General features: G+C 70.3%; 18 protein-coding genes and 3 pseudogenes. 8 read left to right on the top strand and 13 right to left on the bottom strand.

The annotated features are described in order from the left end of the window. Positions 1 to 29: 29 nt before the first annotated feature. Entirely contained in the window at positions 30 to 1244 is a 1215-nt protein-coding gene (locus OG736_RS37905; protein ID WP_327186445.1) for an arginine deiminase, read from the bottom strand. A 51-nt stretch (positions 1245 to 1295) separates the two neighbouring features. Then, positions 1296 to 2777, bottom strand: coding sequence for an APC family permease (locus OG736_RS37900; RefSeq protein ID WP_327186444.1), 1482 nt, complete (start codon positions 2775 to 2777; stop codon positions 1296 to 1298). Positions 2778 to 3021: 244 nt separating this feature from the next. On the opposite strand from OG736_RS37900, the gene OG736_RS37895 reads away from it, so the two are divergent. Next, positions 3022 to 3486: a cyclic nucleotide-binding domain-containing protein gene (locus tag OG736_RS37895; RefSeq protein WP_327186443.1), complete on the top strand. Its 465-nt coding sequence runs from the start codon at positions 3022 to 3024 to the stop codon at positions 3484 to 3486. Between the two features lie 37 nt (positions 3487 to 3523). Further along, positions 3524 to 4207, top strand: coding sequence for a CBS domain-containing protein (locus tag OG736_RS37890; RefSeq protein ID WP_327186442.1), 684 nt, complete (start codon positions 3524 to 3526; stop codon positions 4205 to 4207). A 252-nt stretch (positions 4208 to 4459) separates the two neighbouring features. On the opposite strand, the gene OG736_RS37885 is transcribed toward OG736_RS37890, so the two are convergent. The 3 genes from OG736_RS37885 to OG736_RS37875 form a co-directional block, all read right to left on the bottom strand. After that, a complete protein-coding gene (locus OG736_RS37885; RefSeq protein ID WP_327186441.1) occupies positions 4460 to 5449 on the bottom strand; it encodes an Acg family FMN-binding oxidoreductase in 990 nt (329 codons plus the stop codon). A gap of 244 nt (positions 5450 to 5693) precedes the next feature. Further along, positions 5694 to 6722, bottom strand: a complete 1029-nt coding sequence (gene gap / locus OG736_RS37880) for a type I glyceraldehyde-3-phosphate dehydrogenase (RefSeq protein WP_327186440.1) — start codon at positions 6720 to 6722, stop codon at positions 5694 to 5696. A gap of 141 nt (positions 6723 to 6863) precedes the next feature. Then, the gene (locus tag OG736_RS37875) at positions 6864 to 7556 is read right to left on the bottom strand and encodes a response regulator (protein ID WP_142267582.1); all 693 of its coding nucleotides are present in this window, start codon (positions 7554 to 7556) and stop codon (positions 6864 to 6866) included. 559 nt (positions 7557 to 8115) lie between these two features. Here OG736_RS37875 and OG736_RS37870 point away from each other — a divergent pair. Both OG736_RS37870 and adhE read left to right on the top strand, forming a co-directional pair. Next, positions 8116 to 8826 carry a CBS domain-containing protein gene (locus OG736_RS37870; protein ID WP_327186439.1) on the top strand — a complete coding sequence of 237 codons (711 nt, stop codon included), beginning with the start codon at positions 8116 to 8118 and terminating at the stop codon, positions 8824 to 8826. Positions 8827 to 9043: 217 nt separating this feature from the next. Further along, positions 9044 to 11704, top strand: coding sequence for a bifunctional acetaldehyde-CoA/alcohol dehydrogenase (gene adhE / locus OG736_RS37865; RefSeq protein WP_327186438.1), 2661 nt, complete (start codon positions 9044 to 9046; stop codon positions 11702 to 11704). A 537-nt stretch (positions 11705 to 12241) separates the two neighbouring features. On the opposite strand, the gene OG736_RS37860 is transcribed toward adhE, so the two are convergent. Next, complete coding sequence (locus tag OG736_RS37860; RefSeq protein WP_442817121.1) at positions 12242 to 12373, bottom strand: universal stress protein; 132 nt, start codon at positions 12371 to 12373, stop codon at positions 12242 to 12244. 592 nt (positions 12374 to 12965) lie between these two features. Between OG736_RS37860 and OG736_RS37855 the strand changes: the two genes are divergently transcribed. Next, positions 12966 to 13547, top strand: coding sequence for an Rv1733c family protein (locus OG736_RS37855; protein WP_327186437.1), 582 nt, complete (start codon positions 12966 to 12968; stop codon positions 13545 to 13547). Between the two features lie 369 nt (positions 13548 to 13916). Continuing rightward, entirely contained in the window at positions 13917 to 15488 is a 1572-nt protein-coding gene (locus tag OG736_RS37850; protein ID WP_327186436.1) for an oleate hydratase, read from the top strand. An 84-nt stretch (positions 15489 to 15572) separates the two neighbouring features. Here OG736_RS37850 and OG736_RS37845 read toward each other — a convergent pair. From OG736_RS37845 to OG736_RS37830, 4 genes and pseudogenes are all read right to left on the bottom strand, one after another. Next, a pseudogene (locus OG736_RS37845) lies at positions 15573 to 15836 on the bottom strand (AMP-binding protein); the annotation flags it as partial. A 109-nt stretch (positions 15837 to 15945) separates the two neighbouring features. Next, positions 15946 to 16149: pseudogene (locus OG736_RS37840) on the bottom strand (alcohol dehydrogenase catalytic domain-containing protein); the annotation flags it as partial. An 88-nt stretch (positions 16150 to 16237) separates the two neighbouring features. Continuing rightward, complete coding sequence (locus OG736_RS37835) at positions 16238 to 17758, bottom strand: bifunctional aminoglycoside phosphotransferase/ATP-binding protein (protein WP_327186435.1); 1521 nt, start codon at positions 17756 to 17758, stop codon at positions 16238 to 16240. Continuing rightward, positions 17751 to 18620: a universal stress protein gene (locus OG736_RS37830; protein WP_327186434.1), complete on the bottom strand. Its 870-nt coding sequence runs from the start codon at positions 18618 to 18620 to the stop codon at positions 17751 to 17753. Before OG736_RS37830 ends, OG736_RS37835 begins: the two co-directional genes overlap by 8 nt. A gap of 208 nt (positions 18621 to 18828) precedes the next feature. Here OG736_RS37830 and OG736_RS37825 point away from each other — a divergent pair. Together OG736_RS37825 and OG736_RS37820 are read left to right on the top strand one after the other, a co-directional pair. After that, positions 18829 to 19500 (top strand): annotated as a pseudogene (locus OG736_RS37825) (universal stress protein); the annotation flags it as partial. A 125-nt stretch (positions 19501 to 19625) separates the two neighbouring features. After that, the gene (locus OG736_RS37820) at positions 19626 to 20012 is read left to right on the top strand and encodes a hypothetical protein (RefSeq protein ID WP_327187889.1); all 387 of its coding nucleotides are present in this window, start codon (positions 19626 to 19628) and stop codon (positions 20010 to 20012) included. A 42-nt stretch (positions 20013 to 20054) separates the two neighbouring features. On the opposite strand, the gene OG736_RS37815 is transcribed toward OG736_RS37820, so the two are convergent. The 3 genes from OG736_RS37815 to OG736_RS37805 all read right to left on the bottom strand — a co-directional run bounded on the left by OG736_RS37815 (position 20055) and on the right by OG736_RS37805 (position 22969). Next, on the bottom strand, positions 20055 to 21401 hold the full coding sequence (locus OG736_RS37815; protein ID WP_327186433.1) for a site-specific integrase: 1347 nt from the start codon (positions 21399 to 21401) through the stop codon (positions 20055 to 20057). Positions 21402 to 21524: 123 nt separating this feature from the next. Beyond that, positions 21525 to 21851: a helix-turn-helix domain-containing protein gene (locus OG736_RS37810; protein ID WP_327186432.1), complete on the bottom strand. Its 327-nt coding sequence runs from the start codon at positions 21849 to 21851 to the stop codon at positions 21525 to 21527. After that, the gene (locus OG736_RS37805; RefSeq protein ID WP_327186431.1) at positions 21851 to 22969 is read right to left on the bottom strand and encodes a tyrosine-type recombinase/integrase; all 1119 of its coding nucleotides are present in this window, start codon (positions 22967 to 22969) and stop codon (positions 21851 to 21853) included. Before OG736_RS37805 ends, OG736_RS37810 begins: the two co-directional genes overlap by 1 nt. Positions 22970 to 22994 lie beyond the last annotated feature (25 nt).

Raw genomic sequence — 22994 nt, 5'->3', positions numbered from 1 at the left:
AATCCCTCCCTGGGGCGGTCGGTCGCGGGTCAGGCGACCGGGTCGCGCTCGATGGGGCAGCTCATGCAGCGCGGGCCACCGCGTCCGCGGCCGAGTTCGGCGCCGGCGATCGTGACGATCTCGATGCCCTGCTTGCGTAGGTAGGTGTTGGTGGTGACGTTGCGCTCGTAGCCGACGATCACGCCGGGAGCGAGGGCGAGGAAGTTGCTGCCGTCGTCCCACTGCTCGCGTTCGGCGTTGCGGATGTCCTGCGGGGCGGAGAACATCCGGACCTTGTCGAGGTCGAGTGCCTCGGCGAGTGCGGTGGCGAGGTCCGAGTTCGGCGCGACCTCGAAGCCGCACTCCCGCGTGTCGCTCGGGGTGAGCGTCCAGGAGCGCAGCGAGTCGGCGAGGCCCGGATAGACAACGAAGGTGTCGCGGTCGACCATCGTCAGCACGGTGTCGAGGTGCATGTACGCCCGTGTGGCGGGGAGTTGGACGGCGACCAGCCGGTTTGCCGTGCCGTCGGCGAAAAGCCGGGCGGCGAGGTTCTCCACGGCCTGGGCGGTGGTCCGCTCTCCCATGCCGACCATGACCGCCCCGCCCCCGAGGACATGGACGTCACCGCCTTCCAGCGTGCCCACGGGGCCGTCGAGAAGCGGTACGGGCGCTGCGTCGGCGAACATCGGGTGGAACCGGTAGATGGCTTCGGCGTGCAGGCTCTCGCGACGGCGGGCGGGCTTGGCCATGGGATTGACCGAGAGCCGGTCGTAGACCCAGCAGGAGTTGTCGCGCGGAAAGAGGTGGTTGGGCAGCGGGGCGAGCGCGAAGTCCTCGGCATCGAGCGCGTTCCAGACCAGGCTGTGCGGGCTGGCCAGCGGCAGATCGCTCTTGAACAGCCCGCCGATGAGGTGTCCGGCGAGGGTGTCGCCGTCGAGTGCGGCGCACAACTCGCGGACCGGGTCGATCAGGGCCGGTCCGACGGCGGCGGGGGTGATCACTCGGTCGAGCAGCCAGTCGCGGGCCTCGGGAAGGTCGAGGGTCCGGGCGAGCAGGTCGGCGAAGTAGTGGACCTTCGTTCCGTGGTCGCGCAGCACCTGGGCGAAGGCGTCGTGCTCCTCGCGGGCTCGCTTGGCCCACAGGATGTCGTCGAAGAGGAGAGCGTCGACATTGCGCGGGGTCAGTCGGGAGAGTTCGATGCCGGGGCGGTGCAGGATCACCTGGCGCAGCGAGCCGACCTCGGAGTCGACGTGGAACGTGTTCATGGCGTGGGGTCCTCTGTCGGGAGGTGGGGTGGTCATTCCTGGTGAGGGTGATCACTCGTGGTGAGGCTGGACGTTGCGCTTACGCAGGGAACCGGTGCCGCTGCCGCGCGGGCGCGCCCGGGGCGGTGTCGGCGTCTTGGGCGCCCGCTCCTCCCGGGGAACGCGGGCGGCGGGAATCGGCAGGTCGGTACCGCCGTAGACGCCCTCGCCCCGCTTCAGCCAGACGTAGACCGGAACTCCGAGCAGCAGCACGAACAGCCCGTAGTAGACGGTCTGGTAGCCGCTGCCCTGGATCGACCAGTAGGAGAAGACGAGTGCCAGACCGGCGACGGTGACATCGCGAGCCAGACTCCGGGGGCCGACGCTCTCCCGGCCGCGCACCAGGAGCCAGTACAGCTGGGCGGCGGCGGAGAACAGGTACGGGATCACCGCAGTCAGCACGCTCAGCAGCACGATCTTCGTGAAGACGTCCTCGAAGCGCGAGTAGCTGAACACCGTGATCAACGAGGCCAGCACGGTCGAGGCGACGATACCGAACGCCGGGACACCGCTCTGCCCGCGAAGCCTGGCGAAGGAGCCGGGAAAGAGACCGTCGCGGGCGGCGGCGTACGGCATCTCGGCGCACAGCATGGTCCAGCCGTTCAGGGCGCCGATGCCGGAGATGACGGCGGCGACAGCCACGACGTCCCCGGCCCAGGTACCGCCGAAGATGTTGTTCGCGGAGTCGGTGAACGGCGCGGAGGTGGCGCCGAGCTCACCGTGCGAGACGGTGCCGAACACGGCGAGGGTGCCGAGGATGTAGAGGACGGCGCACAGGAGGGTGCCGTACACGGTGGCACGGGGCACGTTCCGCTCCGGATCGCGCACCCGGCCGGCGACCACGGAGGCGGCCTCCAGGCCGAGGTAGCTGAACAGGGCGATGGCGGCCGCTGCCGAGATCGCACCGACGGCGGACCGACCACTGGCGTTGAAGGTCCCGAAGTTGTCCGGGTCGATGAACAGCAGCCCGACAGTGGCCATGAAGACGAGCGGGACGAACTTCAGCACGGTCGTGACCACCTGGAACGCGCCCATGTTGCGGACGCCGGTGAGGTTGATCGCGGCCGCGGTCCAGAGTCCGCCGAGGGCGAGCCCCATGGAGATCCACGTCTTGTGGCCCGTGTTGACGAACACCTCGACGTAACCGACCCATGCCACGGCGATGGCCGCGTTCCCGGCCCAGGCGGTGATCCAGTACGACCACGCGTTGAGGAATCCGGCGAACTCCCCGAACGCCTCGCGGGCGTAGACGTACGGCCCGCCACTCGCCGGCGCCCTCTTCGACAGGGCTCCGAAGGTCAGTGCCAGCGCCAGCGCGCCCAGCGTCACGACGACGAACGCCACCAGGGAGATCGGTCCGTACGGTGCCAGGGCGGCAGGCAGAGCGAAGATCCCCGTGCCGATGATGGTGCCGATCACGAGCGAGGACGCGGCGGGCAGACCGAGTGACGGTCTCGGCGCCGCTCGCTCCCCTGTCCTGGTGGTCCTGGGCATGGCTGTGCTCCTTGTGCGGTTCGGTGCGGATGGGTCGATCCGTGAACGATCTTTCTGCGCCGTGCCGGGCGCAGGCAGCGGCCACACGGCCCGAGGCGGTGCCGAGAGTCCCGGGCCGCGAGGGCCGACCGGCCCGGGGTGCCCCGAAGGTCCCGGCCAAGGGACCGGGTGGCCCCTGCCCTGCTCAGCGGCCTATCGCACACGCTGGCCGTGGAACGTCGTACAGCCCTCGCGGAGGCACGCCATGAGCCCTTCCCCCACCCCCACCATGCTTCGCTCCCTGACCGCAGAACACCGCGAGCGGTTGATGCGGTTCGCCCAGGAGGTGTCCATTCCTCAGGGAACCCGCCTGTTCGAGGAGGGATCGCGCGCCGATCGGTTCTGGATCATCCGCACCGGCAGGATCGACCTCGACATGCGCGTCCCCGGCCGACGCCCCGCCGTGATCGAGAACCTCGGCCACAACGAACTGGTCGGCTGGTCCTGGCTCTTCCCGCCGCACGCGTGGCACCTGGGCGCCGAGGCGACAACACCGGTCAGGGCCTACGAGTTCGACGGCGCGGCGGTCCGTTCCCTGTGCCAGGACGACGCCGGCCTGGGCCGGGACGTCTCCCAGTGGGTGGGGCAGGTCCTTGCCCACCGGCTCCGTTCGGCCAGGACGCATCTGCTGGACCTGTACGCCCCGTACGGCGCCGGCAGCTCCGTCTGACCCCGCCGGCTCCCGGACGAAGAACGAAGGAGTGACCATGCACGGCACCCCGCACATCGTCAGCGATGTCATGCCCCACACGGTCGCCGCGGTAGGCCGCGGGGCGGCCTTCAAGGAGATCGTCCAGCTGATGCAGGAGTGGAAGATCAGCGCCCTGCCCGTGATCGAGGGCGAGGGCCGGGTCGTCGGCGTGGTCTCCGAGGCGGATCTGCTGCCCAAGGAAGAGTTCCGCGACGGCGATCCCGACCGCTATACGCAGCTGCGGCGTCTCAAGGACCTGGAGAAGGCGGGTGCGCTCACCGCTGAGCAGCTGATGACATCCCCTGCCCTCACCGTCCACGCGGACGCCACCCTCGCACAGGCGGCTCGCACCATGGCGCGCGCGAAGGTCAAGCGGCTGCCCGTGGTCGACGCCCTGGGCATGCTCGAGGGCGTCGTCAGCCGCGCCGACCTGCTCAAGGTCTTCCTGCGCGACGACGAGGAGATTGCCGAGGAGGTACGGCGCGAGGTCGTGTCCTACCTCTTCCCCCCGCCGAAGTCGGCCGTGCTCGTGAGCGTGCGGGACGGGGTCGTACAGCTCACCGGCCGCGTCCGGGACACCGCACTGGTGCCGGTGGCAGCACGTCTGGCCCGTGCCGTCGAGGGCGTGGTGGACGTGGAATTCGACCTCGCTCCCCACGGAGGGCCGCCCGAACTGGAGAAAGCCGCCGCGCCGCGATGACGCTCACCGGCGGAGTCCACTGCCCTCGCCCATCTGGGCGCGATCGGTGGCTCGCCGTCCCCCTTCCTGCACCACAGCGAGGAGGCGCCTCATGACTGCCGCCGTGATCAGGGCGACCTGACCGCGCCCGAGAGCGACACCCCCACTGTGCCCGCGACCCGCAAGGAACGGGCTGCCGTCGGCGCAGGCTTCGCTCGCCACCAGACGCGGGGGACCGCGCCACGCCCCGCCAGGGAATCCGTCGTGCCGAGGTCACGCGACGTCGAGGACCTCCCCCACCGCGCGCCGAGGCGTGACCGGCCCGCGCGGGCCGTAGCCGAGTCGCAGCACCATCTGTACCTGGCCTGTGCCCTCTCCGGGGTCTCGGGCCAGCAGGCGCAGGTCGCGGGTCTCCAGCGCGTGAGAGGTCAGGGAGGTGGCCAGGTCGGCCAGGGTGGCCTCCAACAGGACGCGTTCCAGTGCCTGCCCCGCGCGCAGCCAGTCGTCGGAGCCGTCGCCGGGGGTGCTGAGCAGGGCCAGGTGCGGGGTGTGTTCGAAGGTGGTGGTGCCACGGTCGGCCACGCGCCGACGGCCGGCGAAGTCCCGTACGGGAGCCTTGCCGTCCCGCTTGCGGGGACCGAAGGCGTACTCCGGGACGCCGTCGACGGCGATGTCCGCTTCCGGCCCGAGCCGCGTCCAGCGCACCAGGTCCTCGTCGGAGCCGGGGTCCATGACGTCGCGGCTCTCGGCGTCGCGGACGAGATCGAGAACGGTCTCGGTGTGCCAGGGGCCGGGGAACAACAGCTCGGCGCCTTCGCGTGCCGCGGCCTCGCACAGGGTGGCCTGCACGTCTTCCGGGACGGCCTTGTCCGCGAACGGGTGGCGGCTCGTGTGCCGTTGCTGGATCCCCGGGTGCAGCCGCACCAGGTCGTCGTCCCCAAGACGCCCGACAGGGTCGAGCAGACGTACGGCCGCAAGCAGCGTCGGGTCCTGCGGATCGGGCGACAGTGCTGTCTCCGCGACGAGGTCCGCATGCGCGGCGGCGACGCGGAGGTTGAACAGCGCCGCCCCGCAGCCGATGTGCAACGCCCGGTTGCCGGGGTCCGAGCGGGGCATGGCCCGCTCGAGATCCGCGTACAACAGCATGAGGCGTTCACCGGTCACGAAGCGGAACCGCCACGGCTGCGCGTTGTGCATGGACGGCGCCGCCGTGGCCTCGGCCACCAGCTTCGCCACCGTCTTGTCGTCGAGTCGGGATGCCATGGCATCCTCCTCACACGCTCGGGATACGCGGCGAGTCCCGCCCGTCGGTCGTGACGGGCGGGGCGCCGCACACGCGGGCTTCTTCGAAGCGGTGTGCGTTCCCGCCGGCCGACGCCCGGCGGGAACGCGTAGCTCTGTACAGGTGTGCCCTACCTCCATTCACCACGTCCGAACACAGGACGCAAGGCCAGGTCGCCCCTGGCCCCCGCATGTCCGGAGAGGTCATCGCGTGCGACCAGGCTCGTCAGCTCTGCGAAAGCCGGGCCGCGACGTACTCCGTGAGGTCCAGCAGCCGGTTGGTGTAACCCCACTCGTTGTCGTACCAGCCGAAGATCTTGACCAGGTCACCGTGTGCCTGGGTCAGCGGGGCGTCCAGGACGCACGAGGCGGGATCGCCCACGACGTCCCGGGAGACGATCGGGGCGTCGGACACCCGCAGGATGCCCTTGAGCGGTCCGTCGGCGGCCTCACGGAAGGCGGCAGTGACCTCGTCCGTGGTCACGGGCCGCTCCAGGACCACGCTCAGGTCGGTCAGCGAGCCGTCCTCGACCGGCACCCGCACGGCGATGCCGTCCAGGGTCCCGGCCAGCTCCGGCAGCACCAGTCCGACGGCACGCGCGGCCCCCGTGCTGGTGGGGATGATGTTGACGGCGGCACTGCGGCCACGGCGCAGGTCCTTGTGCGGGCCGTCCAGGACCACCTGGTCGTTGGTATAGCCATGGATGGTGGTCATCAGGCCCTTGACCAGGCCGAAGTGCTCGTCGAGGACCTTCACCATGGGCGCCACGCAGTTGGTGGTGCAGGAGGCGTTGGAGACCACGTGGTGCCGCTCCGGGTCGTACGTGCCTTCGTTGACGCCCATCACCACGGTGGCGTCGACGTCCTTGCCCGGCACCGACAGCAGCACCTTGCTGGCGCCGGCCTTCAGGTGCAGCCCTGCCTGCTCGCGGGTGCGGAATCGACCGGTGGACTCGATGACGACATCGACCCCGGCGTCACGCCAGGCCAGAGCTGCCGGATCGCGCTCGGCGGTCACGACGATCCGGTGCCCGTCGACCGTGAGCGAGCTGTCGTCGTGCTCGACCACGCGGTGCAGCCGGCCGTACGTGGAGTCGAACTCCAGCAGATGGGCCAGCGCCGCCGGCGAGGTGAGGTCGTTGACCGCGACGACCTCGACCGGTGTGCCGGCCGAGGTCTCCGCACGCTCCAGCACACAGCGCAGGTAGTTGCGTCCGATGCGGCCGAAGCCGTTGATGCCGACGCGCACGCTCATGTCCGTCATCCTCCCGATGAGTGCCGTCCGGTGATGTCCGGGTGCGCTGCCAGCCTGACGGCCCGGAAAGGGATCCGGCTTGGGCCGCACGGGGCTGGGAGGAGGGCCGTTCGGCCCGGTGGGCCTGACGTGCGGGCGGGCTCAACGGCCTTGCTGCCTGAGCCGGTCCTGGGCCTGGGTGGCGATGACTGCCGCCTGGATGCGGCGCTCCACACCGAGTTTGGCCAACAGCCGTGAGATGTGGTTCTTGACCGTCTTCTCCGCGAGGTAGAGCCGCTGACCGATCTGCCGGTTGGTGAGTCCCTCACCGATGAGGGCCAGGATCTCCCGCTCCCGGTCCGTCAGGCCCGGGAGGGCGTCGGGCTCCGGCTCCGGCTCCGGGCCCTGGCGCAAGCGGGCCATCAGCCTGGCGGTGGCGCTGGGGTCGAGCAGGGACTGGCCGGCGGCCACGGTACGGACGGCCGAAACCAGGTCCGATCCCTGGATCTGCTTCAGGACGTATCCGGAGGCGCCGGCCATGATGGAGTCGAGCAGTGCCTCCTCGTCGTCGAACGAGGTCAGCATCAGACAGGCCAGCTCCGGCATGCGCGACCGCAGCTCCCGGCAGACGGTCACACCGTCGCCGTCCGGCAGGCGGACGTCGAGCACCGCCACCTGCGGGCGCAGCGCGGGGACACGCACCAGCGCCTGTTCCACGGTGCCAGCCTCACCGACCACGTCGATGTCCGGCTCGTCGTTCAGCAGGTCGCGCACCCCGCGGCGTACCACCTCGTGGTCGTCCAGCAGGAAGACCTGGATCGGATCGTCGGGTCCGGGCCGCTTGCCGTCCGCCATCGAATGCTCCTCGTTCTGCGCCGTCTCGTACCTGCGCCGGAAGACGCCCACCGCGTGCCCCGGTCCCTGCCTACCGTAGATCGTGCGCGTTCCAGGGCCGAAGGGCCAGGGCCGGTCGGCCCTACACTGCTGCGGACCGTCGAACTCCGGTGTCGAGCAAGGCCCTCGCCGCGTTCCTCGGACCACCCGTCGGCGGCGGGAGATCGTCGACGATCCCCCTTCCTGCGCGCCCCTGCGCCCAATCGCGCGCATCCCGAAGCGGCGGATTGCGCAGGTGACAGGGCCGGACTCCTGGAGTCGGGGCATTCGGTCCCGGCTTCGGGACGGTTGGCCCCTGCCCCGGCGGCTCGTCGTGCCGGACGCTGAATTCGTACCGGGGGCCGGTTCCCCGGGACGGTCCGTAGGGACATCGACAGCCGACGGCCGACACAGCCCGTGCGCTCCGGCCTCGGTGCGTTCACGGACGACCTGCCGCACAGGGCTTCCGGCCTGTGGGCGCCCGGGCACAACACCGTCCGCCGCGCTTGTCTCGCGGATGGTCGAGGGAAGGAGTGGCGTGATGACCCGCATCGTCGGCGAGGTGATGACCAGCGAGGTCGTCGAAGCGCGCCGGGAAACACCCTTCAAGGACGTGGCACGCCTGCTGGACCGGCACCGCATCAGCGGCGTGCCCGTGGTGGACGACGACGACAAGGTCCTCGGGGTCATCTCCGAAGCCGACCTGATCCGCCATCAGGCGGCTCGGCCCCCTCACGGCCGCGTCCGGCGTGGCCGCAAGTCCGCGCGCGGCGCCACCCCTGACGCGACGGCCGCGGCCCGGGCCACGACCGCCGGAGAGCTGATGTCGACGCCGGCCATCACCGTGCACCCCGAACAGCGCGTCGCGGACGCCGCACGCATCATGGAACGCCGCCACGTGGACCGGCTTCCCGTGGTGGACGAGGAAGACCGGCTGATCGGCATCGCTACCCGACGGGACCTGCTGCGCGTCTTCCTGCGCACGGACGAGGAGATCGGCCGGGAAGTACTCGAGGACGTGCTGACGCGGGCCATGTGCGTGCCGCCCCACACGGTGAACGTCTCGGTCCGGGACGGCATGGTCACCTTGCAGGGTCGGCTGGAGCAGCGCAGCGGCATCCCCCTGGCCATCCAGCTGACGTGGCGGGTGGACGGAGTGGTGGGCGTCGTGAACAACCTCACGTCCCGCGTCGACGACACTCGTCCGCCCGAGCGGCACACGGGCGGGATCGCGCACCCCTGGCCGCTCTGACAAGCGGCTCGCACCGCGCAGCGTTCCACAGGGAGTAAGGGCCACTCGGCCCGCGCATTCGGGGCCGGTCAGGCACCTGCTGGGAACCGGGAGGACCTGCTCGGGGCAGCGCTGCCGACGAGACGCTGCTGACGGAGCGGCACCGGTCATCCACAGCGCCGCTCTCGTACGGCCGCCGGAACGTGCGGCCTCACCTCTCGACGACGGAGGCACACCCATGACCCGCCACGACGACCGCACCGCGACCAGGGCCACCGCCGAGGCGCCGTCGGACACCGTCATCGCCGTTGACCAGCTCGTCACCAACGGACTCAAGGCCTTGGCCGACTACGAGGCCCTGGACCAGGAGCAGGTCGACCACATCGTCAAGAAGGCGTCGGTCGCCGCTCTGGACCAGCACACCGCGCTGGCCCGCCTCGCGGTGGAGGAGACCGGACGGGGCGTCTTCGAGGACAAGGCGGCCAAGAACATGTTCGCCTGCGAGCACGTCACCCACAGCATGGCTCCCATGAAGACCGTGGGCGTCATCGCCCGCGACGACATCGAGGACATGGTCGAGGTGGCGGAACCGGTCGGCGTGGTGTGCGCGGTCACTCCCGTCACCAACCCGACCTCCACCACGATCTTCAAGGCGCTGATGGCGCTGAAGACCCGCAACCCCGTCGTGTTCGCCTTCCATCCCTCCGCCCAGCGCTGCAGCGCGCAGGCGGCCCGCGTCGTGCGCGACGCCGCCCTCGCCGCGGGAGCGCCCGAGCACTGCATCCAGTGGATCGAGGCTCCGTCCGTCGAGGCGACCGGCACTCTGATGCGCCACCCGGGCGTCTCGCTGATACTCGCCACGGGCGGCAACGCCATGGTCAGGGCGGCCTACTCGGCGGGCAAGCCCGCCCTGGGGGTCGGCGCCGGCAACGTCCCCGCGTACGTCCACAAGAGCGCCAGGCTGCGCCGCGCCGTCAACGACCTGGTGCTGTCCAAGTCCTTCGACAACGGCATGATCTGCGCCTCCGAGCAGGCCGTCATCCTGGACGACGAGATCTACGACCCGGCGCTCGCCGAGTTCCGCACGCTGCACGCCCACCTGGCGACCGCCGAGGAGAAGGCGAAGCTGGAGACCTTCCTGTTCCCTGCGGGCACCGCGGGTGCGGGCTGTGAGCCCAAGGTCAACGCCGCCGCCGTGGGCCGGAGTCCCGAGTGGATCGCGGAGCGCGCGGGTTTCCGGGTGCCCGCCGACACGTCGCTCATCCTGGTCGAGACGGACCGGGTCGGCCCGGAGGAGCCGCTGACCCGGGAGAAGCTCTGCCCGGTGCTCGCCGTGCTGCGCGCGCGTTCGGAACAGCAGGGCTTCGACCTGGCCGCGGACATGGTCGCCTTCCACGGCCAGGGCCACAGCGCCGTCATCCACACCGAGGACCGCGCGCTGGCGGAGGCGTACGGGAAGCGGATGAAGACCGTGCGGATCATCGTGAACGCGCCGTCCTCGCAGGGCGCGATCGGCGGCATCTACAACGGCCTGCTGCCGTCGCTGACGCTGGGCTGCGGCTCCTGGGGCAGCACGTCGGTGTCCAACAACGTGTCCGCCGCGCAACTGTTGAACGTCAAGCGGGTCGGCACCCGCCGCAACAACCTGCAGTGGTTCAAGGTGCCGCCGAAGATCTACTTCGAGCCGCAGGCGATCCGGTACCTGGCGTCCATGCCGGACGTGCACCGGGTCACGGTCGTCACCGACGCGACGATGACCCGCCTCGGCTTCGTCGACCGCGTCACGCGCGTGCTCCAGCGGCGCCACGAGCCGGTGACCGTCCAGATCATCGACAACGTCGAGCCCGAGCCGAGCATCGACTCCGTGCAGCGCGGCGCCCGGCTGATGCGTGACTTCCGGCCGGACACGATCATCGCGCTGGGCGGCGGCTCGCCGATGGACGCGGCCAAGGTGATGTGGTTGCTGTACGAGCAGCCGGACATCGATTTCGCGGACATGCGGCAGAAGTTCTCCGACATCCGCAAGCGGGCCTTCCGCTTCCCCGTCCTCGGTCGTCTGGCCCGTCTCGTGTGCGTGCCCACCACTTCCGGCACCGGCGCCGAGGTCACCCCCTTCGCCGTCATCTCCGACCCGGCGACCGGCAAGAAGTACCCGCTCGCCGATTACGCGCTCACGCCGAGCGTGGCCATCGTCGACCCCCTGCTCACCACCGGGCTGCCCCCGGCGCTGGCGGCGGACAGCGGCTTCGACGCCCTCACCCACGCCATCGAGGCGTACGTGTCCGTCTACGCCAACGACTTCACCGACGGCCTCGCCCTGCACGCGATTCGGCTGATCTTCGGCCACATCGAGGCCGCCGTGAACGACCGGACGGACAGCCCGCAGGCGCGCGAGAAGATGCACAACGCCGGCACCATCGCGGGCATGGCCTTCGGAAACGCCTTCCTCGGCATCGTCCACGCCATGTCCCACACCCTCGGCGCCACGTTCCACATCGCGCACGGCAGGACCAACGCCGTCCTGCTCCCCCTCGTCATCCGCTACAACGGCACCGTTCCGACCAAGCTCACGGGCTGGCCCAAGTACGAGAGCTACCGCGCTCCCGAACGCCTCCAGGACATCGCCCGCACCCTGGGCCTGCCGGCCGGCACCCCGGCCGAGGGCGTCGACTCCCTTGCCCGCGCCGTGGAGCGACTGCGTGACGCCGTGGGCATCGAACCGTCGTTCAAGTCCCTCGGCATCGACGAGCGGACCTTCCTCGACGCACTGCCCCAACAGGCCATGAACGCCTACGAAGACCAGTGCGCGCCCGCCAACCCGCGGATGCCCATGCTCGACGACATGCAGGGGATCATGCGAGCCGCCTTCTACGGGCCGACAGGCACACCCGAACAGTAGATCCGGCGGTGCCTGCCACGCGAGGTGCCGTGCCGTTCCGCCGTGCCGTGCCGGGAGCCCGGGGACAAGTCCATTCGGCATGCCCAGCTCCCGGCACGGCACCCTCGCAGCTCGTCCGCCGGTCCCCCGCCTCCGCCTCGCAGTCCCTGCGGATGCAGACAGGGGCCGACACGATGATCCCGGTCAGTCCCGGCATCTCGGGAGGGCGTCCGCCATGGCCGCCGCGCCCCTCATCTCGCGCATGACCGCGCTCCGGAGGACAGCGCCCCTCTTGACCGCCCCTCCCGGGAACCGGCCCTGAGGAACCGGTCGAGCACGGCGGGGCAGCCGAACCCCGCGATCACGCCCCGTGCCGCCCGCGAGTTCTCACGCGGGCGGCACGGGGCGACGGGTGTCCTGTCGCGGCTCGCGGGCCGGCAGGCCGCCGACACATCTTGGTCGGTGCGTCGCGTGCCCGACGCGAACGTCGGACACGCGACGTGTCCCGGAGACGGGAACGCACCTGGAGGCGGGCGGCCGGACAGTCGGACGACACGCTCACGTCGTCGGCACCAGCACCACGGGACAGTGGGAGTTGTGCAGCAGGACGTGCGCGACCGGGCCCAGCTGAAGGCCGAACCGACCCGCACGGCGGCGCGCGCCGACGACCACGACACCGGCCTCCCGCATATCCCTCCGACGACCAACAGCGGGCCTCGCACGTGCGCGGCCAGGCGCCGGCTCACCGAGCGTGCCAGAACGCCGACGACACCGCCGAACCCCCGGGCGCCCACGACGGTGGTCCGCTTCCTCGCTCTCCTTCGTCAGCGCCGGCACGACGCCGCCCTCCACGGCCTTGGTCTCCAGTGTCCAGGCCGAAACGCCATGGCTGGGTGTTGTGGATCGACGTGCGGCGACCGCAGCCGACACACAGGTCTCGGGATTCATGGCGTCCAGGCGAGTGTTGTGCATGATGCCCTTCTAACGCGTGGGCGTAGGACGGGGGTTCGGTCCCACCAGCGTGTGCGCCCGGCCACGGCCCCGTCAGAGGCCGTTGACCCTCGCGCCGGACCCGAAGAGGCCACACCCGACCCAGCGACCGGGGCACCGCGACATCGCCGCAGCTCTCCTCCTCCGATCACCTCGGTCATGGGCCGAACGAACCAGGCTCCTCCGCGAATCGGCGCCGACCGGCCCTCATGTGCTGCCCCCTCGGCCCATCCCAAGGATCGCTCCCGGCTGTCACTTTCGTGGGTGTCACGACGAGGAGGAGGGGCGGGCCATGAAGGGCATCACGCGTACGCGGAAGAGGCTCTGGCGGTGGCGAGGCAATCCGCTGCGCCGGCGCGACGACATCGTCGAGGCCTGGATCGTGCTTGCCGTATGGGTGGTGGCCGCGGTGGGCGGCACCATGGTCGGCCTGGTGACGGTCCACGCATCCGATGAGATGTTCGCCCGCCAGCGCGCCGAACGCTCCTCGGTACACGCCACGCTCCTCACCGACGTACCGCGAAACGTGGCGGGGATCGGGACGACCAGCGGACAGACCGCAGCGCGCGTCCGCTGGACGGACCCTGACGGCTCCGTCCACACCGACGAGACCTTGGTGGAGGACGGTCTGAAGGCCGGAACCGAGGTCGTCGTCTGGACAGACGGCCGAGGAGAGATCACCGCCGAGCCGCCGAGTCCCACGGAGGCAGCCATCGAAGGCGGCGTCCTGGCCGTCGCGGCGGCGCTCGTCCTCACGGGCATGACCTTCGGCGCCGGAGCCGTCGCGCGGTGGCGGCTCGACCGGCGGCGGATCGCTCAATGGGGCAGCGAGTGGGACCTGGTCGGCCCTGAGTGGGGTCACAAGACCGGCTGATGCGCACTCGGCTGCCGGGACGCCCGGGAGGGCGGTTCGTCATCGGCCGGACGGCCTTCCTCTGCCCCACAGGATCCCGGTCCCGTCTCCCGGGCGGGAGCTCCCGGAGCTACCGCCGTCCACCGGCTGCCGACGCTGAGGGCGGACCCCCGCCCGGCGTGAGTCCGAGGCAACGACGGGCCCGGTCGGTGACGGTCCACCGGCCGGGCCTCGTCTGCCCTCTGCCCTCGTCCTCGAACGGCCGGCCGGCCCCGCCGCATGGGCCATACGGACCCAGCCGGTGACCATCGGCCCACTGACCGCCGTCGCGGCACGGACGAGAGTGGCCGTGCGGTTCCCGATCAGCTGGACAGAACAAGGAGTTGTGCGGTGGCCAAGGCGTATCTGGTGGGCAGCGGCATCGCCGCGCTCGCCGCGGCGACGTTCCTCATCCGCGACGGCGGTTTCGACGGATCCGACATCCACCTCTACGAGGAGCAGCGGAACATCGGCGGGAGCCTGGACGCGGGTGGCACGGCGGAGACGGGCTACACGATGCGCGGCGGGCGGATGTTCGAGGCCGAGTTCCGCTGCACGTACGACCTGCTGTCCGGCATCCCCTCCCTCGACGACCCCTCGGTGTCGGTGACCCAGGAGACCCTGGCCGGGCACGAGGACTTCGCCTGGGACGACATCAGCCGCCTCGTCGACGGAGAGGGAAAGATCGTCGACGTCCGCTCGATGGGGTTCTCCGAGCGGGACCGGATAGACCTGGTCAGGTGTCTGGCGACCCCTGAAGGACACCTGGACGGCAAGCGGATCACCGACTGCTTCGGCGAACACTTCTTCACCACGAACTTCTGGTTCATGTGGTGCACCACGTTCGCCTTCCAGCCCTGGCACAGCGCGATCGAGTTCCGCCGCTACCTCAGGCGCTTCGTCCACCTCTTCCCCGAGTTCGCCTCCATGTCAGGGATCCAGCGGACCCGTTACAACCAGTACGACTCCATCGTGCTGCCGCTGACGACCTGGCTGCGCGAGCGCGGCGTCACCTTCCACACCGGCTGCAGTGTCACCGACCTCGGGTTCACACCCGGTCCTCGGAGTGGCACCGTGCAGACCGTCCACCTCACCCGTGGCGGCCACGACGAGAAGATCACCGTCGCTCCCGGGGACCTGGTCCTGGTCACCAACGGCTCCATGACCGATGCCTCCAGCCTCGGCTCACACAGCGCGGCGCCCCCACCGGCGCCCCATCGCTCCGATGCCTGGCTGCTGTGGCACCGGCTTGCCCGGGGGCGTGAGGACTTCGGCAACCCCGCCGCCTTCGACAAGCACGTCAAGGAGTCCCGCTGGGAGTCGTTCACCGTCACGACCAAGGATCCCGCTTTCCTCCAGGCGTTGGAGGAGTTCACGGGCCGGGACACGGGCAAGGCCGGCTTGATGACGTTCACCGATTCCAACTGGCTGCTCACCATCGTCGCCCAGCGCCAGCCCGTCTACCGCGACCAGCCCGACGGGGTCTCGGTCTGGTGGGGTTACGGCCTCTTCCCCGGCCGCGCGGGCAACCACACGCCCAAACCGATGACGATGTGCTCCGGCCGGGAGATCCTGGAAGAAGTGTTGTGCCACCTGCGGTTCGACGAGGCACTCACGGCCCGCGTCCTGGCCACCTCCACCGTCGTGCCCTGCGTGATGCCGTACATCACCAGCCAGTTCCTGGCCCGTCGGCGCGACGACCGTCCCAAGGTCGTTCCCGAGGGATCGGTCAACCTCGCCTTCATCGGGCAGTTCGCCGAGGTGCCCGACGACGTCGTCTTCACCGTCGAGTACTCCGTACGCACCGCCTGGACGGCGGTGTCCCGACTCCTCGGCCTCGAAAAGCAACCACCCGCGGTCTACAAGGGCCACCACGATCCCCACGTCCTCGCCGGAGCTCTGGAGACCATGCACCGCCGGTAGCCAGGAGCGCGGTCCGACCGCCACCGGACGGTGAGCCGCTCGACCGGCTGACGAAGTCGAGGCGGGGATTCCGGGGCCGAAGGCGGAGAAGAGCGGGCACAGCACGCTGGTGTTCTTCAAAGTGCCGAGCACCGCTGTGTACAACTCGGGGCAGCGGCCGAGCAGGGTGAACACCCGGTCTCCGCGGCCGACGCCGAGTGACCGCAGAACGTTCGCGAAACGCGCCGTAGGTCGGGCCAGTTCCGCGTACGTGACGGTGGAGACGGAGTCGTCCCGAGCGACGCAGCGCAGGGCGACCTTGTCCGCGTGGGCGGACGCCGCGTGCAGGTCGACCTCTTCGTGGGCCATGTTGAGGCCGCCGCCGGGCAGCCCAGCCAGCTCGGTGCGCGCCTGTGCCCAGGTGAAGTCCGAGCAGGCTCGGTCGTAGTCGTCGAGACGGGGTGGGACGACCGATGTGATCCAAGATCTCACCCACGGCCTCGTGGCCAAGGACCGTCCCCGGTTTCACCTCGGGGAGGTCTCCGCGCAGGATGTGCAGATCACTGCCGCAGACGGTGGTGGCGTCGACGCGCACAATCGCGTCGGTCGCCTCCTGAATCGCGGGGTCCGGGGCGGTGTCCCAGGAGATGTGCCCCGGGCCGTGATAGACGACCGCTCGCACGGTACTCACTCCTCGCTCCCCCACCTCCACGGTCACCCCGGCGGAACACCCTGGCAACACGGACCGCCGCGTCGTGGTGCGTGTCCCGTCAGTCCGGTTCCATGTAGGGGCGGCGGAAGACCGGGGCCTGGCCGGTGCCCCAGGGGCGTACGGCTGCCAGCGCCCTGGCGACCGCGGACTCCAACGGGCCGCTGGTGTCGACGGCGACGGCCTCGGGCCACGCGGGTTCCCCGGCCGCCATGGCGGTGGCGATGTCGAGGTCGGCGTCGGAGGGGCCGGGGGCGCGCGTGCTCAGGCGGGCCGCTGACACGTCGTCCGGGACGTGGCAGTGCAGGGCGACCAGGTCGGCGCTGGTGCGTTCGGCCACGCGCTGTGCCGCTTCACGCTGTGCCGTGTCGGACCAGGTGGCGTCCAGAACGACGGACTCGCCGGCGGACAGCAGGGCGGCCGCCCGGTCGAGGAGGGTGGCGTAGGTCCTGGCGGTCCATTCCGGTGTGTACAGCCCTTCGCCGTAGCCGGCCGCCGCGGACTGCTCCGCGGGAATGCCCGCCAGTTCCTTGCGGACGCGGTCACTGCTGAGCAGGGTGACCCCCAGCCGGTCGGCCAGCGCACCGGAGAGGGTGGACTTCCCGCTGCCCGGCAGCCCGCCGACGACGGTCAGGCCGACAGCGGAGGTGCGCAGGTGACGCAGCGTCGTCGAGACCAGCCGTCGTGACGCCACCTCCGCGCCCGGCGCACCCTGGCGGGCCTGGATCAGAGAGACCTTGGCGCGGACGAACGCGCGGTAGGCGACGTAGTGGTGCCACAGCGACGCGGGAGCGCGGTCGCCGGAGTATTCGCCGTACCGCGCGAGGAAGTAGGCGGCGGCCTCCGGGGCCCCCAGGTGTTCCAGGTCCATGGCGAGGAAGGCGGCGTCGTCCAGGCCGTCGACGTAGCGCAGCCGGTCGTCGAACTCCAGGCAGTCGAGGATGCGAGGGCCGTCGTCGAGGCAGAAGACGTCCTCGGCGAGCAGGTCACCGTGGCCGTCGACCACCCGCCCCTGCTGGATGCGGGAGGCGAACAACCGCTCGCGGCCTGCGAGATAGCGGCGCACCAGTTGCTCCGTCTCCGTCATCCCCTCGGGCACGGAGCCGTCGTCGGCCATCACGTGGATCTGCGCGAAGCTGGCCTCCCAGCGCGACGACAGGGCGTCCCGCGTGCCCTGCTCGTCCACATCCCGGCCACGGGGCGCGTCCGCGTGCCACGCGGCGAGGTGCCGGGCTACGGCCCGCAGGACGTCGTCCAGGGCGACGCCCTCTCGGACCAAGCGGGAGAGACGCCGGTCCGCGGGCATGCGGCGCATCACCACAAGTGGTTCGGGCGCCTCCGTGTCGGGACTGCTGAACTCGCCCAGGCCCAGATAAACGTCGGGGGCGAAGCGGCGGTTGAGAGCGATCTCGCGTTCGCACGCGTGCCGGCGCGCCGTCCGCGTGGTGTAGTCCAGGAAACCCAGGTCCACCGGCTTCTTGACCTTGTAGGCGCGGTCCCCGGCGAAGAACACGATCGCGGTATGGGTCTCGCACACCTCCGCGCGCGGGGGCGGTGGCCCGTGGTGGCCGGGCTCAGTCATGAGGGACGACGGCGACGGGGCAGCGCCCGTGATGGATGGCCGCGTGGGCGATCGGACCCAGGTGGGGTGCCACACCGTGCCGGTGTGCCCGCCGGCCGACGACCAGCAGCGCGGCGCCTTCGGCGGCCTGCAGGACGGCCTTGGCGGGGCTTGCGAGACGGATGCTGTCGGCCACGTCGACCTGCGGGTACTTCTCGCGCCAGGGGCCGAGCGCCTTGCTCAACTCCCTCTGCGCGTCCCGCGTCATCTCGTCGGTGGCGGCGTGGTCCACCCCCCAGGGCACGCGCGCGTGAAGCGGCACGCTCCGGCCGTGCACGGCCACCAGCGGAACGTCCCTGGCCGCGGCGGTGTGGAACGCGAAGTCGAGCAGGTCGTCGGAGGATCCGTTCAGTTTCAGGGCCACGGCCACGCGGCCCGCAGGGGCCGGAGGTGTTCCCTCCACCCGGGTTTCGGCGCGGACCAGTACCACCGGCCGCTCCGCCCGGGCCACGACGGGCATGCTGACGTCGCCCAGGAAGTAGCTCTCGACGGGCTCCAGCCCCCGCGAGCCGAGCACCATCAGCTCCGACTCCGACGCTGCCTGGAGCAGCGCCTTTTGCGCGTCGTCGGCCACCAGGCTCCCGACAATGGTCAGGCCCGGGTGGCGGGCTTGGAGTTCGGCCCGCGCGGTGTGCACGAGACGCTTCGCCCAATAGTTCTGATCGACCTCGGAGTGGGCATGGGCGGGTTCCGGCGCGAGCAGGGGCCACGCGTGCAGCAGGCGCAGCGTGAGCCGACGCTTCTCGGCCTCTTCGGCGGCCCAGCGGGCGGCGGCGAGGCTTTCGGGTGAGCCGTCGAGGCCCACGGTGATGACTGGCTGCATGGCGGCGGCCTCCGTCTCGTACGAAGCTGGATACGACGGTGGGTGACGGTGAACGAGTCCGATGGGTGCATGCTCCGGACGTCGCCGACATGCCGAGGCGCGGTGCTTCTCTCCTTCGAGGAGTACCCCAATCCCCTCTCCGGCGCATGTGGAGCCGTGGAGGGGGAGGCCGGTCACGTGGCACCCGCCACGAGAGGAGACAGGTGCGGTGGCGATTCCCCTGGTGGTCGGCATCGACGGGTCCGAAGCCAGTCTGGAGGCGATGGACTGGGCCGCCGACGAGGCAGTCCGGTACAGCGTGCCGCTCCACCTCGTGCACGCGGCGGCCGGTGACCGCGAGCCGTCCGACGTGATCAGTGCCGCCTCGGAACGCGCCAGGGGAAGAGCTCCCAGGGCGCAGCGGTCGAGCGAGGTGCTGCACGAGGACGCCGCCGCTGCCCTCGTCGACAAGGGACGCAACGCGTTCGCGCTGGTGCTCGGGTCCAGAGGTCTGGGAGACCTCGCCGAAATGCTCCTGGGCGCGGTCAGCCTGGCCGTGGCGGCACGAGCGGACTGCCCGGTGGTCGTGGTGCGAGGTGCCGCTGAGCACAGGGACGGCCAGTTCGGGAACGTCGGTGTCGAGGAGGGGGAGGGCAGCGGCACGGCTTTGCAGTTCGCTCTGCGGGAGGCTCAGGTGCGGAGCTGCCGGCTGACGGCGGTGCACGCCTGGAATCCGTCACCCAGAGCTCTCACCACGCGGCCGGCTCCGTCGTGGTACGCCATGGAGGCCCATCGGCGCCCGCCGTCCCAGGTCCTCGACGAGGCCCTGCGCGGCCTTGCGGAGCGGTATCGCGACGCCCGGGTGAGCTCCAGGGTGATCGAGGGCCCGGCCCGCCGAGCACGGCCTTGGGACTGGTGGGCTCGCATGTTGAGGTGTCGTGTATTCGCTGGGCATCCACGACTTCGGTCACGGCGAGTAGCTGATTCAGGGTGGTTTTCCGCGAGCCAGGCTGGGACGATGCGGGGATGGCGAGCGATCTGGCGGAGCCGTCAGCTTCGGAGTTGGCTGAGGGCATGCGCGCTGCGCTCATGCATGCTCGGTGGGACCCGGACGGTGATCCGGCGGTCGCCGTTGATGTGCTGGGCGCCTTGGTCGAAGGCGTATGTGGTCCGGTCGATTCAGTGGCGGTCGGACAGATCGTTTTCGACTCGAAGGCCATGGGAACGGCGTACCTGTTCTGTGCTTCGATGAACAAGGCCCTTGATCGGAATCACCCGGCGCAGCCGCCCGCTCACCGGGGCTTGTCGATTACGGAGCATCTCGCCCTCGTGCAGCCCCTGCTGCCCGGATTTCATAGGCGGCAGCAGGAGGTACTACAGCTTCTGGACCAGGAGTTTCCGCCAGACGACTGATCTCGCAACCGTGTGGAGCGGCGAACCGAGCTCAGGCGCAAATCACCGTGTGTGGTCGCCGGGAGCGTATCGGCTCCAGGTTCCTCCAGCTTCGGTGACCAGGCGAGTGGCTGTCTTGTCGTGGTAACCGAGGGCCTTCGCGATGACGGGAGCCGGGGCTTGGAGGACCAGCTGTCGGATTGCGGAGGTCCTGCCGCGCTGCGGCTGGACGCCGATCTCGCGCAAGTGCACTTGAAGGCTGACCGGGTTCATCGGCTGGCCGGGCTGGCGTCCGGGGAAGAGCCACTGTGAGCTCCTGCTGCTGGCATAGGGCAGATGCTGGCAGGACTGGACGTATGCCCGCATGAGGTCAGCGACGGGCTCTGGAAGTGGGGAGGGTGGGTCTCCCAGCCGGACGGTGACGGTGGTCCCGTCGTCGATGACGTCGTTGGCAGTGAGGCGGACGATGCGGGTGACGGGTTGCGCGTAGAGGAGAACGAGTGCGGCGGCGATCCGGGCCCGTAGGGGCACGGAGTCGTCGTTGAGGACCCGCCGGAGAACGGCGAGTCGGTGGTGCTGGTGCAGGGGTGTTTGGTCCTGGTTGACGACCTGGGGTGGCAGGGCGAGGCGGGGCATCCGGCCCGTCTTTATGCACCAGCGCAGGAACGTCTGGGCCGGGCGACGGGTGGCCGGCTTCTCCGTGTGCCAGGCGTCGAGGTCAGCCTGCTGGCAGTGTTCGATGGTGCGGCCTCTGTCGGCGAGCTGAGCGAGGAAGGCGCCGGCCTGGGTGATTTCTTGTTTCGTCTGATTGGTCTGGGAGCGTCCCAGCGGTCCCTTCTCCGCCTTGCTCCGCAGGCGCCGCATCTGGTGCCAGGTGGCGAAGTGCTGAAGAAGCCGCCGGTGTTCGGGGTCCTCGATGGTGGCGAGCCGCTCGGCCAGCCAGCGCTGATAGAGCAGAAGCTGCCGGTCGACGCGTGGCAGGGCACCACTGTCCATCAGCAAGTCACGCAGGTGCACGATGGTTCGCCAGGGTGTTTCCTGGTGCAGCCCGTCGTGGGTGAGCGGGATGCTGCCGGTGGCCAGGCCCCGGAGGAGACGGATGACATTGGGGTTGCGGAGCCAGATCAGGCGGCTCTTGGGCCGGTCCATCTCTAGCAGGGAGGTGACCAGGGGTTGCAGCGAAGCGGCAACGTGCCCTGTGCCGTCGTCGAGGAGTCGGCCGAGGGTGTCGGCGAGGGTGCAGCGTTCGCAGAGGTGTCCGCCGAGGAGCAGCCCTTCGAAGCCACAGCGGACGCAGAAGAAGTCGCGGGCGATGCCCGCGCAGTCGCGGCAGATCGGCGTGCCATCGCAGTCCCGTCCGGGCAGCAGTCGGTCGGCTCGGCAGCCGGGGCAGCGGCCGCGGACGCGCATTGCGCGGTCGTAGCAGGTTCGGCAGATCGGACCGTCCGACCACTCGGCGGACTTCGAGGCTCGACGGCCGCAGCGTGCGCAGTCGCGGATCATCCACCGCTCGTACTCCTCCGGCGTCACCGTTCACCCCTCCTGCGTCAGCCGGACCCGCGTGGGTCGCCGGGCGGCCAGGTTGATCGGCGCTTCCTCTCCGGCCGCCCGGCGGGCCGGGAAGTTCTGAGCGGAGGTGGTGATCAGGTCGGTTGGCGTGCAGTCAAGGATGTCGCAGAGGGTGGCCAGCACCGGCAGGGACAGCCGTTCCGGCGTGCCGGAGACCAGGCGGTGGACCTGGGAGGAGGACAGCGTGATGCCACGTTCGGTCAGGTGTGGCATCAGTTCGGCGACGGTGAACATTCCGCGGGCGGCCATCAGCTCGCGGAGGCGCCATCGATAGCTGATCTGTCGTGGCATCAGGAGGTCCTTCCCGGCCGCAGAGCGGCCTCGATCGTGGCGTCCAGGACGCGACGCAGGGAGCGGGTACGAAAGTCGGAAGAGACGCACGTGTAGATCGCGGTGGTGGAGGCGTGGTCGTGGCCGACCTGCTGCTGGACGAACAGGGGGTCGTGGCCGTCCTCGATCAAGTGGGTGATGTAGGACCGGCGCAGCGAGTGGAACTCCAGCGCGGAATCCAGGCCGAGGGAGTCCCTGTAGGCGGCGAAACGGGAGTCCAGCCGCTGGAGCCCGACTCGCGGGCCTCGCTCGGATGGCCAGAGGGCCCGGCTGGTCGAGTGCCGCATCCCGGGACGCACCTCGCTGATCCATTCCTCGATCGTGCCGGGCGTCCAGGTCCAGACGGTCAGCACGCTGCGGCGCTTGGGCGGCGAGCCCTTCTTGGCCTTGCCGTAGCGGACCAGCAGGGTGCCGTACTCGCCAAACTCCCGCCCCTGCGGGTTGCGGCCGAAGTCAGTGAGGTCGAGCATCCGGGTCTCGTTGCGGCGCAGACCGTAGGCGTACGCGGTCTTGAACAAGGCGGCGTCCCGGAAGGCCGGCAGCCAGCCCTTGCGGCCCTTGCCGCGGACGCGCAGGACCTCCTCGTCGGCGTGGTCGAAGAACGCTTCCAGTTCGGGCCTGGTGAAGGCCCGGCGTTCCGGCTCGCCCTCGGCTTCATCGGCGTGCGTTGCAGCGTTCCAGTCGTAGACCACCTGGACGGGGTGGGTCCCGAAGTGCCGTAGGCACTCTTCGCTCCAGCCGTAGGCGGGGCTGGTCAGGAAGTCGCAGAACTGGCGTACGGAGCCCTGGTAGTTGCGCAGGGTAGAGCGGACGCAGCCGTGCACGGCCCGTAGATCGGCCGACCATTCGTCGATGTGCTGCGGCGTCCACTGCCACGGCATCGCGTCGGCATGCCGGGTGAAGGCCCGGACTGTGCGTTCCTGGTCGTTGACGTATCCCGGCGAGAGATTGCGGGCGAGCTGTTGGTTGCGCCAGCCCTTGATCATCGCCTCGAAGACTTGCTCGTCCGGCCGCAGCAGCGGCAGACCGTCGATCAGGTGCAGCCGAGCAGACCCTGGAACGAGGCCGTCCCCACCCATCCGCAATCACTCTCCGTCTATCGCA

The sequence above is a fragment of the Streptomyces sp. NBC_01334 genome, assembly GCF_035983595.1.
GTDB lineage: Bacteria > Actinomycetota > Actinomycetes > Streptomycetales > Streptomycetaceae > Streptomyces > Streptomyces coriariae.
Note: the sequence above shows the minus strand (reverse complement) of the source record. Positions and strands in the feature narration are given on the sequence as shown.

Excerpts from the sequence above, each read along its gene's own strand:
- OG736_RS37835 (WP_327186435.1), bottom strand. The coding sequence starts at position 17,758 with ATGACTGAGCCCGGCCACCACGGGCCACCGCCCCCGCGCGCGGAGGTG.
- OG736_RS37890 (WP_327186442.1), top strand. The coding sequence starts at position 3,524 with ATGCACGGCACCCCGCACATCGTCAGCGATGTCATGCCCCACACGGTC.
- OG736_RS37860 (WP_442817121.1), bottom strand. The coding sequence starts at position 12,373 with ATGCGGGAGGCCGGTGTCGTGGTCGTCGGCGCGCGCCGCCGTGCGGGT.
- OG736_RS37895 (WP_327186443.1), top strand. The coding sequence starts at position 3,022 with ATGAGCCCTTCCCCCACCCCCACCATGCTTCGCTCCCTGACCGCAGAA.
- OG736_RS37820 (WP_327187889.1), top strand. The coding sequence starts at position 19,626 with ATGGCGAGCGATCTGGCGGAGCCGTCAGCTTCGGAGTTGGCTGAGGGC.
- OG736_RS37905 (WP_327186445.1), bottom strand. The coding sequence starts at position 1,244 with ATGAACACGTTCCACGTCGACTCCGAGGTCGGCTCGCTGCGCCAGGTG.
- OG736_RS37875 (WP_142267582.1), bottom strand. The coding sequence starts at position 7,556 with ATGGCGGACGGCAAGCGGCCCGGACCCGACGATCCGATCCAGGTCTTC.
- OG736_RS37870 (WP_327186439.1), top strand. The coding sequence starts at position 8,116 with ATGACCCGCATCGTCGGCGAGGTGATGACCAGCGAGGTCGTCGAAGCG.
- OG736_RS37815 (WP_327186433.1), bottom strand. The coding sequence starts at position 21,401 with ATGCGCGTCCGCGGCCGCTGCCCCGGCTGCCGAGCCGACCGACTGCTG.
- OG736_RS37900 (WP_327186444.1), bottom strand. The coding sequence starts at position 2,777 with ATGCCCAGGACCACCAGGACAGGGGAGCGAGCGGCGCCGAGACCGTCA.
- OG736_RS37810 (WP_327186432.1), bottom strand. The coding sequence starts at position 21,851 with ATGCCACGACAGATCAGCTATCGATGGCGCCTCCGCGAGCTGATGGCC.
- OG736_RS37855 (WP_327186437.1), top strand. The coding sequence starts at position 12,966 with ATGAAGGGCATCACGCGTACGCGGAAGAGGCTCTGGCGGTGGCGAGGC.
- OG736_RS37885 (WP_327186441.1), bottom strand. The coding sequence starts at position 5,449 with ATGGCATCCCGACTCGACGACAAGACGGTGGCGAAGCTGGTGGCCGAG.
- OG736_RS37805 (WP_327186431.1), bottom strand. The coding sequence starts at position 22,969 with ATGGGTGGGGACGGCCTCGTTCCAGGGTCTGCTCGGCTGCACCTGATC.
- gap (WP_327186440.1), bottom strand. The coding sequence starts at position 6,722 with ATGAGCGTGCGCGTCGGCATCAACGGCTTCGGCCGCATCGGACGCAAC.
- adhE (WP_327186438.1), top strand. The coding sequence starts at position 9,044 with ATGACCCGCCACGACGACCGCACCGCGACCAGGGCCACCGCCGAGGCG.
- OG736_RS37830 (WP_327186434.1), bottom strand. The coding sequence starts at position 18,620 with ATGCAGCCAGTCATCACCGTGGGCCTCGACGGCTCACCCGAAAGCCTC.